This window comes from Nisaea sediminum (genome assembly GCF_014904705.1).
Lineage (GTDB): Bacteria > Pseudomonadota > Alphaproteobacteria > Thalassobaculales > Thalassobaculaceae > Nisaea > Nisaea sediminum.
The window spans coordinates 39273-56827 of sequence record NZ_JACZCQ010000003.1 but is presented as its reverse complement, the minus strand read 5'-3'; the positions used below and the strand labels follow the sequence as shown (position 1 = coordinate 56827).

The following is a 17555-nucleotide window of genomic DNA, read 5'->3' as shown; positions in this document are numbered from 1 at the left end:
CCTTTTTCGTTGCGCGGCGGGTGCGGGATCAGGAGCGATTGACTCCCGACGGGAAGCCCGCCACGGTGCCTGCATGGTCATCGATTTTCTCACCGCCGGCAAAATGCGACGTCGACTCCGTAGCGAGAGTCTGCGCGACGGCGTGCTGCGACGACGACGAGGATCCCGGGAAAGCTAGTTTCCCATTTCTCATCCACGATACCGCAACTATCCGCCGTCACTTTCGACCGGCGGATTTTTCATTTCCGTCATATCCCGCCATGGAGCTCCCATGCCGTCTTCCTACACCACCGGTGCGTCCGCAGGACTGCAGGCCGACACTGCCGTCAAGGACGCCGCCAAAGACATCCGGTTCAGGTTCGCCTGCCCGGAGGATTGCACTCATCTCGCTTTGCTGGCCGACATGGCGACCCGCCGCCTGACCTCCCATCTCTGGGGCCTTGTTGCCGCCCCGGGCCAATCGGCATTCGAGGCCGGCCGGGCCATCATCCGCAACGACGAGACACATCTGTCCCGCTACGCGAACTGGCGCATCGCCGAGTGTCGAGGTCAGGTTGTCGGTGCGATCAACGGCTATATCCAGCCGGACCTGACGGGCCAACCCTCTATGACGTCTGAGGTGCTGGCGCCGCTGAACGCACTGAAGTCCGTTGCGGCCGGGACCTGGTACCTGTCTGCGGCGGCGATCTATCCAGAGCATCAGGGGCATGGTTTCGGAAAAGCCCTGCTCGCCGAGGCCGAAGCGCGCGCCAGGGCGGCGGGGAGCGACCGACTGACCCTCATGGTCGGCAGCTTCAATCCGCGGGCCCGGGCGCTCTATCGGCAGACCGGTTTCGTCGAATGGGACCGCCGGCCTTTCACACCCTTTCCAGGCTCGGACACACCCGGCGAGTGGATCCTGATGGTCAAGGATCTGAGCCAGATTCTCTCCGTCCGAAACCGAATTAGCGCAACACCTGAGGAGATTTCATCATGAGCATTCGTTTCGGCATTGTCGGGATCAGCGGTTTCGGCGGCGGCGAGGCGCTGCGCCTGATCGCGGGCCATCCATCCTTCGAGCTTGTCTACGCCGCGGGCGAGGGGAGCGCCGGCAGCCGTCTTGTGGATCGCTTCCCCGGGGTGCCGGACAAGTTGGCCGGAATGGTGATCGAGAAATGGGATCCCCTGACCCTGCCTAAGCTCGATCTGTTGTTCGCGTCGCTGCCCACCGGAACGTCGGCCGAGGCGCTGGCGCGCGTGCCCGATGACGTGAAGATCGTCGATATCGGTGGCGATCACCGCTACGTCGAGGGCTGGGCCTATGGCCTCGCCGACGTCTGGCCGGACCGGATCGTGGGGCGGACCCGCGTTGCCAATCCCGGCTGCTTTCCGGCAGCGGCGCAGATCGCACTGGCGCCGCTGCTGGTCGAGGGGCTGATCGAGCCCGGCAACATCGTGGTCGACGCCAAGACCGGAATCTCCGGGGCCGGCCGGGGTGGTGCCGACAGCAGGTTCGGCTATGCGGAGAGCAACGAGAACCTGGTACCCTACGGCCTGCTCAAGCATGTCCACATGCCGGAGATGGCGACGACGATCGAGCGGCTGAGCGGCGGCAATGCGGCCGGGCTGGTGTTCACCCCGCATCTGGTGCCGATGACCCGCGGCGTGCTGGTCACGATGTACTGCCGCGGCGCGGCCACCACGGAGCAGTGCCTCGATGCGGCCCGCCGCTTCTATGCCGGGCGGGCGTTCGTGCGCGTGACGGACAGGCCGCCACAGACCAAGTGGGCGACCGGCTCGAACCTCTCTTTCGTCAGCTATGCGGCCGATCCGGAACGGAACCTGGTGATCGCGATGGGCGTGGTCGACAATCTCGGCAAGGGCGCGGCCGGCCAGGCGGTGCAGAATGCGAACCTTATTTGTGGCCTGCCGGAAACCGCGGGTCTGGAGGGCGCGCCTGTCTGGCCGTGAGAGCGAGCACGTAGTTCCAACAGGAAAGGTGGCCCATCCAGGGCCGCCATTCTTGTTTCTAGCGTCGCGTCGCCAACGCGAGCCCATCGACCACGGCGGTGAAGGCATCCGACGTCAGGATCTCCGCGTTCGGGCAGAGTGCTCCCACTTCCTCGCCGACGAAGCGCATCAGGCTGGATCCGCCGACGAGGATCACGCGACCGATCCGATCCGGCGAGATCTCCGCCATCTCCAGCGTCTCGGCGGCGGCATGGCGGAGCAAGTCCCGGTTCGCTTTGAGCGACGAGTCGAGGCTCTCCGGCGTGACCGTCGCGCCGAGACCGTCCTCGATGAATCCCATCCTGATCCGTCCGGCCGGTGCCGCGACGTTGGCGTCGATCTTGCCTTGCTCGACGGCGAAGGCGAGCTCGTGGCCGAGATGCCGGTCCAGCACCACCAGCAGCCGCTCGATCTTGCCTCGTTCGACCGCGAGCCGCGCCATCTCCGTCACCATGCGCCGGGACTTGACGTTGTAGAGGAAGGGGATCGTCGCCCAGGTGGCGAGCTCGGAATAGATCGTGTTCGGCACCGGCAGCAGGCCCTCGCCGAAATCGCGCCGCAGCCGGCCGCCGAGGCCGAGCAGGGGCATGGCGTGGTCCATCGAGACCGCATGGTCGAAATTGGTGCCGCCGAGGCGGATGCCGTGGTTCGCGAGAATTCGAAGCGCGGCGCCCTCGGTCCGGAAGACAGAGAAGTCGGAGGTGCCGCCTCCGATATCGACGATCAGGCCGGTTGCCTCCACAGATCCGAGACCATGGCTGGCGAGCGCCGCCGCTTCCGGCTCGGCGAGGAAGGAGACCTCTTCGAAACCGGCAGCGAGATAGCATTGGCGGAGGTCCGCCTCTGCCAACGCGTCCTTCTCCGGGTCGGCGGTGTGGAAATGCACCGGGCGCCCGGAGAGCGCCTTGCGGAAGCTGAGGCCGGTCCGCGCTTCTGCCCGGCTGCGCAGTTCGGCGAGGAAGGCAGCGATGACGTCGGCGAGGGTTCGGCGCCGGCCGCCGAGGGTGCGCGGTTCGTGCAGCAGCGGCAGACCGAGCACGCTTTTCAGCGCCCGCATGTAGCGGCCTTCCTCGCCTTCGACGAGGGCCTCGGCAGCGGTATCGCCGATCAGCATGCCACGACCGTCGAGCGGGAAGAAAACGGCGGTCGGCAATGTCGCTGCATCGCCTTCGATGGGAATTCGTTCGATTTTGTTACCCGACCAGATCGCGGCGGCGGAATTGGAGGTGCCGAAATCGATCGCGAGAGTATCCGTTCGCATGGCGCGGTTCGCTCCAGGGGCGCTTCGTGGAAGACACGGGGGTGGACTTTTCGGATCGCGATTATTCCGCCTGAGGGTGCCCCGGCGGCGGGGGACGGGCTGTATACAGAACTTCCCGCCAAGAGGGAAGAGGGGCGACGTCGATCATTGTCTGGACGGTTTCCGCGATGCGGATAAGGCCTCCGTATCGTGGCGGCTCGGGGCGATGTTATAAGCACCGCAGCAATTTCGAGATTAGCCAGAACAGGGATCAGATCATGGCCGGAAACTTCCCGCTCCACGTCACGCTGCCGCTCGCCAAGGCGGAGATCATTGCCGACGAGGCGCTGCGCGTCGCTACCGAGGAAAAGATGATGCCGATGACCGTCGTCGTGCTCGATGCCGGCGGGCACCCGGTCTGCATCAAGCGTCAGGACGGCTCCGGCATCGGCCGGGTCGAGATCGCCACGGCGAAGGCCTGGGGCGGGCTCGGTTTCGGCGAGTCCTCGCGTAATCTCGGCGGCCGCCTCAAGGAACGCCTCGGCTTCCAGGTCGCCGCGGCCGCCGCCTTCGAGGGCCGCATGGCCGCGGTGCCGGGCGGGGTGATGATCATGGAGAATGGCGCGATTATTGGCGCTGTCGGGGTCAGCGGCGATGCGTCCGAGAAGGACGAGTACTGCGCGGCGAAGGGCATCAAGAAGGCGGGCTATACGAGCGAGCCGGCCGAGCTCGACGAGAGCTGGCGGTAAAGGTCGGGCCTCTTTCCGAACGCAAAGGGCCGGTGGTGAGACCGGCCCTTTTTATTTCCCACCCGGTTCGTCATCCCGGCCGCAGAGCCGGGACCTTGTCGAACGCAGAGCGCACCCTTCAAAAGGCCCCGGATCAGGTCCGGGATGACGGAAGTTGGAGTGGCAAGCGAACGGCCCCGATTACGTCCGGGACGCGACGAATCCCCAGCTTTCCGGGTTGGCGATCGGTTCGCCCTTGATCGCCATTACAAGGCCGGTGCAGCAGCGCAAGAGGAACCACGCGAAGAGCGCGATCCCGGCAACGGCCATCAGCGCCATGGCGAACATGCCGAGAGAGGCCGCAAGCAGCATCAGAATGGCCGCGGCGATGCCGAATCCGACGCTGTAGAGCAGGCCGAGCCAGAACGTGTAGATCTGGAAGGTATAGTGCGTGTACAGCCCGTAATCTTCGCGTTCCCGGCTGGTATAGGCGAGAATCACGGCGATAATGGAAGTGATCCCGACGAAGAAGCTGGCAAGATAGAGCGCGTAGATCGCGATCGGCATTCCGGCGCGGCCCTTGATCGGCGGCATGCGCTGTTCGCCTTCCGGACCGGCTCCGGCAACGACGTCTGTTTCACTCATTCGGCAATCCCCCAACATGATGCTGTCGCAAGGTTATGCGGCACATAATGAGGGTGCAACTTTTCGAGTGCGCCGGAAGCCCGGACTCAACGAAATAGGGCGGTTGTCTCAAGAGGTGCCGTGATCCAGGCTCTGAGGTCAGGATCACGGTAGCGGTCAGCGAATCAGAGCCAGTACGGCGACGGTCCGTAGAGCTCGACAAGGAAGTCGACGAAGGCGCGCACCTTCGGCGAGAGATGCCGGCCACTCGGATAGACGGCGTAGATCGGCACGTCCTCGCGCACATATTCGTCGAGCAGGGTGACCAGCTTGCCGGTTTTCACATGCTCGCCCGCCATGAAAGCCGCCAGCATCGCGAGGCCGCCGCCGGCGAGCACGGTCTGCAGCACCGAGTCGCCGTTGTTCATCGCGAGCGTGCCGCGGGCGCGCAGGATCTTCTGCTGGTTGTCGACCATGAAGTGCCAGTCGTTGATCGGATTGCCCGGCGCGTAGGTGATGAGCGAATGGTCGCTCAGCTGGTCCGGGGTTTCCGGCTTGCCCCATTTCTTCACATAGTCGGGGCTGGCCACGATCATCCGATGATTGACCGCCAGCTTGCGGGCGATGAGGCTGGAATCCTTCAGCTGCGCGATCCGGATGGCGAGATCGATCCCCTCGTCGACGAGATCCACCACGCGATCGTTCACCAGAAGCTGCACTTCCACCTCGGGATAGCGGTCGAGGAATTCCGGCAGGTGCGGCGCCACGTGCCGGTGCGCGAAGGTCGTCGGTGCCGTCACCTTAAGCAGCCCGCGCGGTGCGGAGTGCGCCTGGGAGACCGCGATCTCCGCCTCGTCCACGTCGGCGAGGATGCGCTTGCAGCGCTCGTAATAGGCGGATCCCACCTCGGTCAGGCTGACCCGGCGGGTGGTCCGGTTCAGCAGCCGAACACCGAGCCGGTCCTCCAGCCCCGAAAGCTGCTTGCTCACGACCGAGGGGGAGACGTTGAGGGTTCTGGACGCGCCGGCGAGACTATCGTTCTCGACCACGGAGCAAAAAACCTTCATTGCCGTCAAAGTGTCCATTTCAGCCTGCTTCCCGAATGCGATACGGATTTATTCATTCGTTATAGGAACCAATACGATGCTTTAAAAGAGAATTATCAGTTTGCGCGGTCGTTTCCTACACTGACAATAACAGTGCTCGTTGATCGACCTGTTCAATTGCCCCGCCGGGATATGACGTTCGACCTCGTGGTTTTGCCCCTCATTGCCACGTATCGGTAGACCCACCCGATAGGTCTCCAACCTGCCAGGACGGAGATCCGGACGGAAAGACCGGCAATTATGAGGCTGCAGCGGCTTCCATCCAAAGGGGATCGCTGCAGCCTTATTTGTTTCCGGACCACGCATGTCTCCGGAGTGGGCATTCCCCCGCAACATGCCTCGTGCTAGAGGCTACACATGGCGCGGCACCAGCCGTGTTCAACACCAATTCATCTCGCCGGAGCCGGCAATGCGCAACAACGACCTGAAGCCCGAAACCCTTGCCGCGCAGGCCATGGGACATATCGACGAGACCACCGGCGCGGTGACGCCGCCGATCCATCTCGCGACCACATACGAGCGCGCACCGGACAATTCCTACCCCAAGGGTTATATCTATACCCGCAACGAAAACCCGACCTACGACATCGCCGAAGAGCTGCTGGCGCGGCTCGAAAACGGCGCCGACGCGATGATCCTTGCCTCCGGCATGTCCGCGGCGGTCGCCCCCTTTCTGACGCTGCGCCCGGGTGACCATATCCTGGCGGCCTCCGTCATGTACTGGGGGCTCCGGAAATGGCTGATCGGGTTCGCCGAACAGTGGCAGATCGATCTCGACTTCTTTGACGCGGGCAATCCCGAGACCGCGACGGCGCTGATCAAACCCGGCAAAACGAAAATCGTCTGGATCGAGACCCCGTCCAATCCGCTCTGGGACTGTCTCGATATTGCCTGGTTTGCCCAGCTCACCCACGGTGCCGGCGCACGGCTCTGCGTCGACTCGACCTGCGCGACGCCGGTCCTCTCCCGCCCGATCGAACATGGTGCCGATATCGTCATGCATTCGGCGACGAAATATCTGAACGGCCACAGCGACGTGCTCGCCGGAGCATTGATTACCTCGAAGGATGACGATTGGTGGAGGCGGATACGCCGCGTCCGCTCCGAGCAGGGGCTGGTCATCGGTCCGTTCGAATCCTGGCTGCTGCTGCGCGGTATGCGCACCCTGCATCTGCGGGTCCGCAAGGCGTCGGAGAATGCGCAGGCGATCGCGGAGCATTTCCACAATCACCCGAAGATCGACTCGGTGCTCTATCCGGGACTGCCAACCCATCCGGCGCACGAGGTGGCGCTGAAGCAGATGGACGGCGGCTTCGGGGGCATGCTCTCGCTCCGGATCAAGGGCGGAGAGGCGGCGGCGGTCAAGGTCGCGGCCAATCTCCAGCTGATCCACCGCGCGACCTCGCTCGGCGGCGTCGAGAGCTTGGTCGAGCACCGCGCCTCGATCGAGGGCGAGGGCACGCCGGTGCCATCCGACCTGCTGCGCTTCTCCATCGGCATCGAGGATGCCGGAGACCTGATCCAGGACCTGGAGCAGGCGCTGGCCACGCTTTAACTTCTCGCGGAAAAACATAAAATTATACTATAGGTCGTAAGGTCGCTCTAACATCGCGGGCATGAATTCATCATGTTTTGTCGAGGGCGGCGATGGACAAGAGTCTCTCTGTAAGAATTGACGACACGATTGAGGGCGTGCTGCGCTTCTTGCTCCGCTTTTTCGTGACGTATGGTCGCGTGGCATTCTTGCCGGCCCGCAGCGGAGTGTTGGTCAGCGCACTTTCCGCCGATCCGCCCCTCTATACCCGTCCGCTGACGTTCCTGGCGATCGGCGCCTTTTTGTTCTCTTTGCTGATAGACGTCTATCCCGCCGGCTTTGCGGGCTTGATCGATCTTATCTGGTTCTCGGACGAGTTGAAGGTGAATTTCAGCAAGCGTTGGAAGGAAGCCCTCACCCTGACGACTCTTATCACCACAGGCCTGCCCGTGATTGTTGCCGTCGCCGGGCTGGCTGGCGCGTCAAGCAGGTTGCTTTTCAAAGGAGAGCCCGAGAGAGCAGGTTGGTTTGCGATCAGTTGTTACTCGTTTGGGTACATCATAATTTCGCTGTTTTTATTGATGTCGGTCGAGACTGTATTTGATGGAATCGCGATATTGTTTCCTTTTTTTAAGGAGATATCAGTTCCTGAACCGATCGAAAATATACTTCTTGTCATTTGCGGACTGTTGATGTTGCTTTTGGTTTTGATTTCTCCGATGATTTTTCTCGCTGGAGCTTTTTTTTCTTTTAAGGGAAAAAGTTCAGGTGCGGAACGTGTTGCGCAGAGTGGTTTTGTTTTTATTTATGGGGTATTTGGTGTTTATTTGATATCGCAAGCTGCGAGTGTTGTTCCGGACTTGAGCAAAACTTACTTTCCCGATCCGGTGCCGGAAGCAATGATCTTCGAAGAGTTCAAGTTCGATCTCGATCAGGACAGTGATGCGCTCGATGTTTCTTTTCAGGTGATTGTCGAGAATAAGTTGAATGAAGACCACGTGCTAGAACTGTCCGGGCACCAGGTTCAAATCGTCCTTAGCAGATCGCCCGACGAGCTTGGGGTCGAGAGTTGGTACGCTGACAACCTTGTTCTTACCAACCAGGGAGCGACGTTTCAGAACAGCAGGGAAATAATTCCGAAAAAGTCCAATCGTCTTGTTGATTTGAAAGCAACATTCCCAGGTTGGAGCTCTTTCTATTGCGAAAGCCGTACATTGATTGAGAAAGATGAGCAGGAAATAGAATCTGGCACCCGTGACGATTCTTACTTGCTCTTAAGGCTGAGATTTGAACCGAACTTCAGGCTCAGCTTAAAGCGAATAGAGCCGACGGACCGAATGATCGATCACGATACGCTCAAGGGTATCTACGAGAACTCTCCGTCACATGTTCCCTGTTAGAGCGAAGGCAAATCACATCAAGTGGGCGCCGGCGGTTGCGGGGCGTGCTTTGCCTTTCTGGCAGATTCTCTTCTGCCTCAGGCGGCTTTGGCCGCCTGAATCGCCGCCCAGACCTTCTCCGGCGTCGCCGGCATGTCGATGTGTTTGACGCCGAGCGGCGCCAGCGCGTCGACCAGCGCGTTCATGATCGAGGGCAGGGAGCCGGCGCAGCCGGCCTCTCCGCAGCCCTTGGCGCCGAGCGGGTTCGTGGTCGCCGGCACCGCGTGGGTGGCGAAGGAGAAGTTCGGCACGTCCGCAGCGCGGGGCAGGGCGTAATCCATGAAGCTGCCGGTCTGCAGCTGGCCTTCCTCGTCGTAGAGCGTCTGCTCCATCAGAGCCTGGCCGAAGCCCTGCACGATGCCGCCATGGGCCTGTCCCTCGACCAGCAGCGGATTCACCACGGTGCCGAAATCGTTGACCATGGAATAGCGGTCGAGCCGAACGGTGCCGGTCTCCGGATCGACTTCGAGCTCGCAGACATGGCAGCCGTTCGGGAAGGCGGACGGGGCATTGTCGAAGATATGGGCGACACTGAGATCCTTCGGCAGGTCCGCCGGAAGGTCGGAGCGGGTCCGTGCTTCCTTCGCCAGCTCCATGATGCCGATGGTGCGGTCCGTGCCGGCGACCTCGAAGGCGCCGTTCTGGAAGACGATGTCCTCCACGGCGGTCTCGAAGACATGCGCGGCGAGTTTCTTGCCTTTCTCGATGACGATGTCGCCGGCCTGAAGGATCGCGCCGCCGCTCGCCATGATCGACTTGGAGCCGCCCGTACCGCCTCCTGCGATCAGCTCGGCGCTGTCGCCCTGGATCAGCCTGATCTTCTCGAACGGCACGCCGAGCTTCTGGTGCAGCACCTGGGCGAAGGGCGTCCAGTGGCCCTGGCCGTAATCCAGCGTGCCGGTGATGATGGTGACGTCGCCGTTCTCCTCGAAGCGGATGCCGCCCATCTCCTGCTGTACCGGCGCGGTGACTTCGAGATAGCAGCCGACGCCGCGGCCACGCAGCAGGCCCTTCTTCGCGCTCTCCGCCTTGCGGGCTTCGCAGCCGTCCCAGTCGGCGCCCTCGACCGCTTTGGCGAGGATGGTCGGGAAGTCGCCGCTGTCGTAGTTCATGCCGTTGGCGGCGGCATAGGGGATTTCCGCCGGCTGGATCAGGTTGCGGCGGCGCAGTTCGATCGGGTCGATCCCGGTCTCGCGGGCGGCTGTCTCGATCAGCCTCTCCATATAGTAGTTCGCTTCCGGCCGTCCGGCGCCGCGATAGGCGGTGATCGGCGTGGTGTTGGTGAAGACCGCCTTGGTCGCCACCTCGATCAGCGGCAACCGGTAGACGCTGTTGCTGTTCTTCAGCGTGTTCAGCGTCGGCATCATCGGCGAAACGGCGGAGAGGAAGGCGCCGACATTGCCGTAACCGGTGATCCGGAGCGCGGTGAAACGGCCGTCCGCATCGAGCGCCAGTTCCGCCGTCATGTCATGGTCGCGGCCGTGACAGTCGGAGAGGAAGCTGCCGGAACGGTCGTCGGTCCACTTCACCGGACGGCCGAGCGCCTTGGCGGCATGCAGCACGCAGATATATTCGGGATAGGCGCCCGCCTTCATGCCGAAGGAGCCGCCGACATTGCCGGTGATGACATGCATCTTCTCCGGCGCGATGTCGAAGATCTGCTTGGCGAGCGTGTTCATCATTCCGAACACACCCTGACAGCCGACATGGAGGGTGTAGGTCTCGCTCGCCGGGTCGAACGCGCCGACGGCGGAACGCGGTTCCATTGCGTTGACGACGATGCGGTTGTTGCGGAGCGAGAGCTTGGTCACATGAGCCGCCGAGGCGAGGGCGTCGTCGACCTTCGCCGTGTCACCGTACTGGTAGTCGAGCGCGACATTGCCCGGAACGGCATCGTAGATCTGTGGCGCATCTGACGCGGCGGCGGCGCGGGCGTCGGTGACGGCGGGCAGGGGATCGATGTCCAGCTCCACCAGTTCCGCGGCGTCGCGCGCTTGCGCGGCGGTCTCGGCGATGACGATGGCGACCGGATCGCCGACGAAGCGGACCTTGTCCGTCGCCAGCGCCGCGCGCGGGACATAGGTGATCGGGCTGCCGTCCCGGTTCTTCAAGGGCAGACCGCATTTCATCGTCCCGAGCCCGGCAGCCTCGAGGTCCGCGCCGGTGAAGATCGCGATCACGCCCGGCATGGCGCGCGCGTCGGCGGTCTCGATGCCGTTCAGAATGCCGTGGGCATAGGGACTGCGGACCATCACGCCATAGGCCTGGCCGTCGAGATTGGTGTCGTCGGTATAGGCGCCCTCGCCGCGCAGCAGTTTCGGATCTTCCGATCGGGGCACAGGCTGCCCGATCCCGAATTTCATCGTCCCGAGCCGGTTTTCGTCGACGATCGAGTCCATGCGGTAAGCTCCTGTTGCGGCGCGAAGAAGATAGCGGCGGATTGTACGCAGGATGGTAGCGCGGCTGCGCCGCCGGACAATAGCCAAACCGTGTTCACACTTGTTCGCACAGGACTTTCCGCCGTTTTTGCAGCTGCGAAAGATTTGGACAGCTTGCGCGGCCGGGGGTACGGTCCGGCAGACTTCGTAAATGGTGTTCCTGACATGCTGAAGACGGCGCCTATCCGACTGCCGAAGGGCGGGTTGGTCGTGTTGCTGGCGGCACTCGCCGCCTTCGCCCCGATGTCGATCGACATGTATTTGCCGGCCCTGCCGGAGATCGCGCGCGATCTCGCGGTGCCGGCGCGAGAGGTGCAGGCGACGCTGGCCGTGTTCCTCGCCGGGTTCTCCGGCGGCATGCTGATCTACGGGCCGATCTCGGACCGGTTCGGCAGGCGTCCCGTGCTGCTCGCGGGCATCGCGCTTTTCATCGTCTCCTCGTTTGTCTGCATGCAGGTGACGGAGATTGACGGGCTGATCGCGGCGCGCCTTTTCCAGGCTATCGGGGGCGGTGCCGCCTCGATCCTAGCGCGCACCGTGGTCCGCGATCTTTATCCGCCCTCCGAGGCGGCGAGCAAGCTCTCGCTGATGATGATGCTGACGACGCTGGCGCCGATCCTGGCCCCTCTGGCGGGCGCCGCGCTGCTCGAATTCGCCGACTGGCGGGCGATCTTCACCACGCTCTTCGTCTTCGGGTCGATCGCCTTCGTCCTTGTGGTGCTGATGCTGCCGGAGACCTACTCGCACGAAGAGCGCGGAGCCATGAGCCTGCTGCAGGCGCTGGGCGCCTACCGGCATATCCTCGCGGATCCGCCCGCCTTCGGTCTGACCGTCGCCAGCGCCTCGATCTTCGGCGGGCTGTTCGCCTATATCTCGGGCTCCTCCTTCGTCTATATCGAGTTCTTCGGCCTGACACCCGGCCATTATGCGATGTTGTTCGCAATGAACTCGGTCGCGATCATGTTCGCGGCGTTCCTGAACAGCCGTCTGACCAAGCTGTTTGAGCTGAAGACGCTGCTCTATGCGGGCGTTCTGATCGCGGCGGCGGCGGGTCTCTATCTTGTGGTCCTCGACCGTTCCGGCATGGCCGGACCCTACACGGTGCTGGTCGGCCTGATGGCCTTCGTCGCGATGGTGCCGATCCTCGGCGCCAACGGCATGGCGCTCCTGATGGCGCGCTATCCGAAGAACGCCGGCGCGGCGGCGGCCACCATCGGGGCCTCCCAGTTCGGCGGTGGCGCGGTTTCGGCCATGGCGGTCGGCGCGCTGCATGACGGCACCGCCTTCTCCATGTGCGCCGTGATGGGCGCCGCCGGGCTGCTCGCCGTGATCTTCATCTTCGGCCTCGGCCGCAAGCTCTAGCGCGCGGCGGCGCGGATCAGGTCGCTCGCCTTCTCGGCGATCATGATGGTCGGGGCGTTGGTGTTGCCGGAGGTGATGGTCGGCATCACCGAGGCATCCGCGATGCGGATATTCTCGAAACCCTTCAGCCTCAGTTCCGGATCGACCACGGCGCCATCATCCGGCCCCATGCGGCAGGTGCCAATGGGGTGGAAGATCGTAGTACCGATCTGCCCTGCCGCCGCAGCCAGGGACTCGTCGCTGTCCGAATAGTCCGGGCCCGGCTTGAATTCCTCCGGGCTGTAGGGTGCGAGCGCCGGCTGCGCCGCGATCTTGCGGGTGATGCGGATCGCGTTCGCCGCGACCTTCTTGTCCGCCTCGGTCGAGAGATAGTTTGGCTTGATCGCCGGGGCCGCCATTGGATCGGCGCTCTTGATCTCGACCGTGCCGCGGCTCTCCGGGCGGAGATTGCAGACGCTGGCGGTGAAGGCGCCGAAGGAATGCAGCGGCTCTCCGAAGGCGTCGAGAGAGAGCGGCTGCACGTGATATTCGAGATCCGCCGTCTCTTTCGAGGGATCGGATTTGGTGAAAAGCCCGAGCTGCGACGGCGCCATGGTCATAGGCCCGCGCTTGAAGAGCGCATATTCGAGCCCGATGCCGAGCTTTCCGATCAGCGAGTTGGCGCGTTGGTTCAGCGTCTCGACGTTCGAGACCTTGAAGGCACAGCGGATCTGCAGATGGTCCTGCAGATTGCCGCCAACCGAGGCGTTGGCATGCCGGACGTCGATGCCATGGCGCATCAGCAGGGCCGGATCGCCGATGCCGGAAAGCTGCAGGATCTGCGGTGAGCCGATGGCGCCGGCGGAAAGTACGAGTTCGCCGCTGCAAGTGGCGGTCGCGTCCTCCCCCTTCACCGAGAGCGAGATGCCGGTGCAGCGCGCGCCGTCGAACTGCAGCGCCTTTGCGTGGGCATGGGTGACGATGTGCAGGTTCTGCCGGTTGCGGATGGGTTTCAGGAAGGCGGTCGCCGCGCTCCAGCGGATCCCCTTCTTCTGGTTCACATGGAAGTAGCCGACCCCCTCGTTGTCGCCGCGATTGAAGTCGTCAGTCTCCGGAATGCCGGCCTCGACGGCCGCTGCCTTGAAGGCGTCGAGGATCTCCCAGGAGAGCCTCTGGTTCTCGACCCGGAGCTCGCCGTCTGCGTTCCTGTCCTTGTCGCCGCGGACGTGGAAGCCTTCCGAGCGGGTGAAGTAAGGCAGCACGTCGTCCCAGCCCCAGCCCGGATTGCCGAGTTGGCGCCACTGGTCGTAATCCCGCGCCTGGCCGCGCATGTAGATCATGCCGTTGATCGAGGAACAGCCGCCGATCACCTTGCCGCGCGGATAGTTCAGCGCCCGTCCGCCGAGGCCTTGCTCGGCCTCGGTTTTGAAGAGCCAGTCCGTCCGCGGGTTGCCGATGCAGTAGAGATAGCCGACCGGGATGTGGATCCAGTGGTAATTGTCGTCGCCGCCGGCTTCCAGCAGCAGGACCTTCTTCGACGGATCGGCGGAGAGCCGGTTCGCCAGCACGCAGCCGGCGCTGCCCGCGCCGACGATGATGTAGTCGTAGGTCCCGAGATCCCTGGCCACGGTCGTTCCATCCCCGATGTGTACTTTTTGTCAGTCTTGCAGGCGGGTCGGCGGCGGGCAAGCGCCGCCGCACGATCCGGCCGAACTCAGCCGACCAGCGCCTGGTAGACCAGCGTGCGCAACTCTCGGCGCAGCGGATAGGAGGAGGAGGGCATGAGCTGGGTCATGTGCACCACGCTGATCTCCTCTTTCGGATCGATCCAGAATCCGGTCGAGGCGACGCCGCCCCAGGCCCATTCGCCGGCCGAACCGAGGACCTGCGCCTGCGCCGGGTTCAGCACGACAGAGCCGCCGAGGCCGAAGCCGATACCCTTCATCGGCATCTCGCTGAAGACCGACTGGCCCATCGACGCCATGTCTCCGGGCAGATGGTTCATCAGCATCATCTCGACCGACTTGCGGCCGAGCACCGGATTCGCGCCGCCGCCGCCATGGGTGCGGATCATCTCCATGAAGCGGAGGTAGTCGAGCGTGGTGGAGCAGAGCCCGCCGCCGCCGGAGAACATGGTGACGGAATTGGCGTAGCGGCTGTCCTCGATTTCGTCGACGCGGCGGATGCCCTCGTCCTCGGTCTTGGCGTAGCAGGCGCTGAAGCGGTCGAGCTTGTCCGCCGGCACGGCAAAGAACGTGTCCTCCATGCCGAGCGGCTCGAAGATATGGTCGTGCAGATATTCTGCCAGACTCATGCCGGAGGCGGTCTCCACCACGCGGCCGAGCACGTCGGTCGAGACGCCGTAGTTCCAGCGCGTGCCCGGCTCGAAGACCAGCGGGATCTCGGCCAGCTTGGCGACGGTCTCGTCGAGCCGTCCGTGTTTCTCGGAGAAGTCGATCTTGGCCTTGCGCAGCGCCTTGCCCACCGGTCCCGGATCGAAGATGCCGTAGGTGAGGCCCGAGGTGTGGGTCAGCAGGTGATGCAGGGTCGGCTGCATCTTGGCGACGCTCGTGCTCTCACCATCCTCGCCGAGTACCTTGAGGTTCGCCAGCTCCGGGATGTGCTTCGCCACCGGATCGTCGAGCTGCAGTTTGCCTGCTTCCAGCAGTTGCATGATCGCCGTGCTGACGATCGGCTTGGTCATGGAATAGATCCGGTGGATACCGCCGGGTTCCGCCTTGAGGCTGTTTTCGACGTCGCGGTGCCCGGTCACCTCGTGAAAGACGATCTCGCCGCGGCGGGCGATCAGGGTTTCGGCGAAGGGCAGCTTGCCACCCTCGACATAGCGCGCCATCCAGTCGCTGATGCGCTTGAGGCGGGCGGCGCTGAAACCGTGCTTGGCGGGCTTTGCGGTCTTGAAGTCGGTCATGGTCTGGGTCCGGATGGCGTGTGAGATCGCGAGAAGGGGGCGATTAGACGTCGCCGCATCCCGTGCGGTCAACCGTCGCACCGCGATTGCAGCCGCGACAAGGCCGCACTAACGTTCCGGCAAAAGATAAACAGGCGCCGCTATCGTGCGCCGCTCCATGGAGGGGAGGAACGCGTGCTGAATCTGGCACCGAAGAAACACGAGCTCGATCCGATCGAGCGGGCGAGCCGTGACGAGCTCTCGGCACTGCAACTCGGCCGGCTGCAATGGAGCCTCGGCCATGCCTACGAGAATTCTCCGGTCTATCGCCGGAAGTTCGAGGAGGCAGGCGTCCATCCGGAGGAAATCCTCTCCCTCGACGACCTCGCGCGCTTTCCCTTCACCCGGAAGGCGGAGCTCAGGGAGAACTATCCCTTCGGTATGTTCGCCGTGCCGCGCGAGAAACTGGCGCGGATCCACGCGTCCTCGGGCACCACGGGCAAGCCGACCGTTGTCGGTTACACGAAGAAGGATATCGACGTCTGGGCCGAAGTGATGGCGCGCAGCATCCGCGCCTCCGGCGGTCGCGCGGGCGACGTCGTGCATGTCGCCTACGGCTACGGGCTCTTCACCGGAGGTCTCGGCGCGCATTACGGCGCGGAGCGGCTCGGCTGCACCGTCGTCCCGGCGTCGGGCGGAATGACGGAGCGGCAGATCACCCTGATCCGGGATTTCGGCGCCAACATCATCATGGTGACGCCGTCCTACATGCTTTCCATCCTGGATGAATTCCGCGCCCAGGGGATCGATCCGCGCGACACCAAACTCAAGGTCGGGATCTTCGGAGCGGAGCCCTGGACCGGATCGATGCGCAAGGAGATCGAGGACGCGTTCGACATGCATGCGGTCGATATCTACGGGCTCTCGGAGATCATCGGCCCCGGCGTCGCGAACGAATGCGTCGAGACCAAGGACGGGCTGCATATCTGGGAGGATCACTTCTATCCGGAAGTGATCGACCCGGCGACGGGAAAGGTTCTGCCGGAGGGCGAGCGCGGGGAGCTGGTGCTGACCTCGCTCACCAAGGAAGCGTTCCCTGTGGTGCGCTACCGCACCGGTGACCTGACGCGGCTGTTGCCGGGAACGGCGCGGACCATGCGGCGGATGGAGAAGGTCACGGGCCGGGCGGACGACATGATGATTGTGCGCGGCGTCAACGTGTTCCCGACCCAGATCGAGGAGCAGCTGCTGAAATGCGACGGGCTCGCGCCGCATTACCAGATCGAGCTGACCCGCGAAGGCCGCATGGACACCATGACGGTGCTCTGTGAGGCGGTCTCGTCCGCGGCCGGCGAGGAGGCACATGCCGCCGCCAGCGCGCGGGAACTCGCGCACCACATCAAGAGCGTGATCGGGGTCAGTGCGAAGGTGGTCGTCGGGCAGCCCGGGAGCGTCGAGCGCTCCCAGGGCAAGGCGCGGCGCGTGGTGGACAAGCGCCGCGCGGAGTGAGGCTCAGCCTGAGTGGGTCTCGCGGCTGTCGCTCGGGGCCTCGTCGCGTTCGTTCATTCCATAGTCCCGAAGGACGGAGGCGACACGCAGCCGGTAATCCTTGAACAGCTTGCTGCGCCCTTCCGCCTGCGCGCCGCGGTGGGCGACCAGCTTGCGCCAGTCCTCGACCGCCTTCTCGTCGCGGAAGAAGGAGAGCGAGACCAGCTTTCCTTCGTTCGTGAGGCTGGCGAAGCGCTCGACGGAGATGAAGCCGTCCACCTGTTCCACGAGCTTGCGCATGCTGGCTGCGATCTCGAGATAGCGGTCCTTGTATTCCGGATAGGGTTCGACTTCGAAGATGACGGCGATCACGGCATATCTCCCTTTTTGACCGGGTTCGACGCATTGATAAGGAAGGTCCGGTCCTCGCGCAGCAGGAAACGCTCCTTCTGGGCGAATTCGTAGTTCTCGCGGCCAAGAGGGTCGGCGGCGAGACGAGCCCGGTAGGCTTCGTATTCCGCCAGGCTCTCGACGTTGTAGACACCGTAGGCGAGGGTGGTGGAGCCCTCGTGTGGGGCGAAATAGCCGATCAGGTCGGCGCCGCAGCGCGGGATCGCCTCGCCCCAGTTCCGGGAATACTCGATGAACTGGGCCTTCTTGGTCGGGTCGATATGATAGCGGATGAAGCAGGTCAGCATGTGGTCCTCCGTTTCTGATCGG

The 17555-nt window shown here is 63.6% G+C and carries 15 protein-coding genes; 7 read left to right on the top strand and 8 right to left on the bottom strand.

Translation table 11 applies throughout. The features are described 5' to 3' along the window. Positions 1-271 precede the first annotated feature (271 nt). Positions 272-976: a GNAT family N-acetyltransferase gene (locus IG122_RS05220; RefSeq protein ID WP_193181161.1), complete on the top strand. Its 705-nt coding sequence runs from the start codon at positions 272-274 to the stop codon at positions 974-976. Then, entirely contained in the window at positions 973-1950 is a 978-nt protein-coding gene (gene argC, locus IG122_RS05215) for an N-acetyl-gamma-glutamyl-phosphate reductase (protein ID WP_193181159.1), read from the top strand. Before IG122_RS05220 ends, argC begins: the two co-directional genes overlap by 4 nt. A 58-nt stretch (positions 1951-2008) precedes the next feature. On the opposite strand, the gene IG122_RS05210 is transcribed toward argC, so the two are convergent. Further along, the gene (locus IG122_RS05210; protein WP_193181157.1) at positions 2009-3250 is read right to left on the bottom strand and encodes an Hsp70 family protein; all 1242 of its coding nucleotides are present in this window, start codon (positions 3248-3250) and stop codon (positions 2009-2011) included. A gap of 257 nt (positions 3251-3507) precedes the next feature. On the opposite strand from IG122_RS05210, the gene IG122_RS05205 reads away from it, so the two are divergent. After that, complete coding sequence (locus IG122_RS05205) at positions 3508-3978, top strand: GlcG/HbpS family heme-binding protein (RefSeq protein ID WP_193181155.1); 471 nt, start codon at positions 3508-3510, stop codon at positions 3976-3978. A gap of 180 nt (positions 3979-4158) precedes the next feature. Here IG122_RS05205 and IG122_RS05200 read toward each other — a convergent pair whose 3' ends face one another. Together IG122_RS05200 and IG122_RS05195 are read right to left on the bottom strand one after the other, a co-directional pair. Continuing rightward, the gene (locus tag IG122_RS05200; protein ID WP_226893356.1) at positions 4159-4602 is read right to left on the bottom strand and encodes a DUF4870 family protein; all 444 of its coding nucleotides are present in this window, start codon (positions 4600-4602) and stop codon (positions 4159-4161) included. 164 nt (positions 4603-4766) lie between these two features. Further along, positions 4767-5666, bottom strand: coding sequence for a LysR family transcriptional regulator (locus IG122_RS05195; RefSeq protein ID WP_193181153.1), 900 nt, complete (start codon positions 5664-5666; stop codon positions 4767-4769). Positions 5667-6096: 430 nt separating this feature from the next. Between IG122_RS05195 and IG122_RS05190 the strand changes: the two genes are divergently transcribed. Together IG122_RS05190 and IG122_RS05185 are read left to right on the top strand one after the other, a co-directional pair. Further along, complete coding sequence (locus tag IG122_RS05190) at positions 6097-7242, top strand: trans-sulfuration enzyme family protein (RefSeq protein WP_193181151.1); 1146 nt, start codon at positions 6097-6099, stop codon at positions 7240-7242. Positions 7243-7334: 92 nt separating this feature from the next. Further along, positions 7335-8621 carry a hypothetical protein gene (locus IG122_RS05185; protein ID WP_193181149.1) on the top strand — a complete coding sequence of 429 codons (1287 nt, stop codon included), beginning with the start codon at positions 7335-7337 and terminating at the stop codon, positions 8619-8621. A gap of 77 nt (positions 8622-8698) precedes the next feature. Here IG122_RS05185 and IG122_RS05180 read toward each other — a convergent pair whose 3' ends face one another. After that, positions 8699-11059 (bottom strand): xanthine dehydrogenase family protein molybdopterin-binding subunit, encoded by a 2361-nt coding sequence (locus IG122_RS05180; RefSeq protein WP_193181147.1) that lies wholly within the window; start codon positions 11057-11059, stop codon positions 8699-8701. 204 nt (positions 11060-11263) lie between these two features. Between IG122_RS05180 and IG122_RS05175 the strand changes: the two genes are divergently transcribed. Beyond that, on the top strand, positions 11264-12460 hold the full coding sequence (locus tag IG122_RS05175; protein WP_193181145.1) for a Bcr/CflA family multidrug efflux MFS transporter: 1197 nt from the start codon (positions 11264-11266) through the stop codon (positions 12458-12460). Here the strand turns inward: IG122_RS05175 and IG122_RS05170 are convergent. Together IG122_RS05170 and IG122_RS05165 are read right to left on the bottom strand one after the other, a co-directional pair. Then, complete coding sequence (locus tag IG122_RS05170) at positions 12457-14067, bottom strand: GMC family oxidoreductase (protein WP_193181143.1); 1611 nt, start codon at positions 14065-14067, stop codon at positions 12457-12459. The genes IG122_RS05175 and IG122_RS05170 overlap by 4 nt on opposite strands. Before the next feature lie 86 nt (positions 14068-14153). Further along, entirely contained in the window at positions 14154-15368 is a 1215-nt protein-coding gene (locus tag IG122_RS05165) for a serine hydrolase domain-containing protein (RefSeq protein WP_193181141.1), read from the bottom strand. A gap of 174 nt (positions 15369-15542) precedes the next feature. Between IG122_RS05165 and paaK the strand changes: the two genes are divergently transcribed. Beyond that, positions 15543-16856 carry a phenylacetate--CoA ligase PaaK gene (gene paaK, locus IG122_RS05160; RefSeq protein WP_193181139.1) on the top strand — a complete coding sequence of 438 codons (1314 nt, stop codon included), beginning with the start codon at positions 15543-15545 and terminating at the stop codon, positions 16854-16856. A gap of 3 nt (positions 16857-16859) precedes the next feature. Here paaK and IG122_RS05155 read toward each other — a convergent pair whose 3' ends face one another. Together IG122_RS05155 and IG122_RS05150 are read right to left on the bottom strand one after the other, a co-directional pair. Next, on the bottom strand, positions 16860-17207 hold the full coding sequence (locus IG122_RS05155) for an antibiotic biosynthesis monooxygenase family protein (protein WP_193181130.1): 348 nt from the start codon (positions 17205-17207) through the stop codon (positions 16860-16862). Then, positions 17204-17533 (bottom strand): NIPSNAP family protein, encoded by a 330-nt coding sequence (locus IG122_RS05150; RefSeq protein WP_193181128.1) that lies wholly within the window; start codon positions 17531-17533, stop codon positions 17204-17206. Before IG122_RS05150 ends, IG122_RS05155 begins: the two co-directional genes overlap by 4 nt. Positions 17534-17555 lie beyond the last annotated feature (22 nt).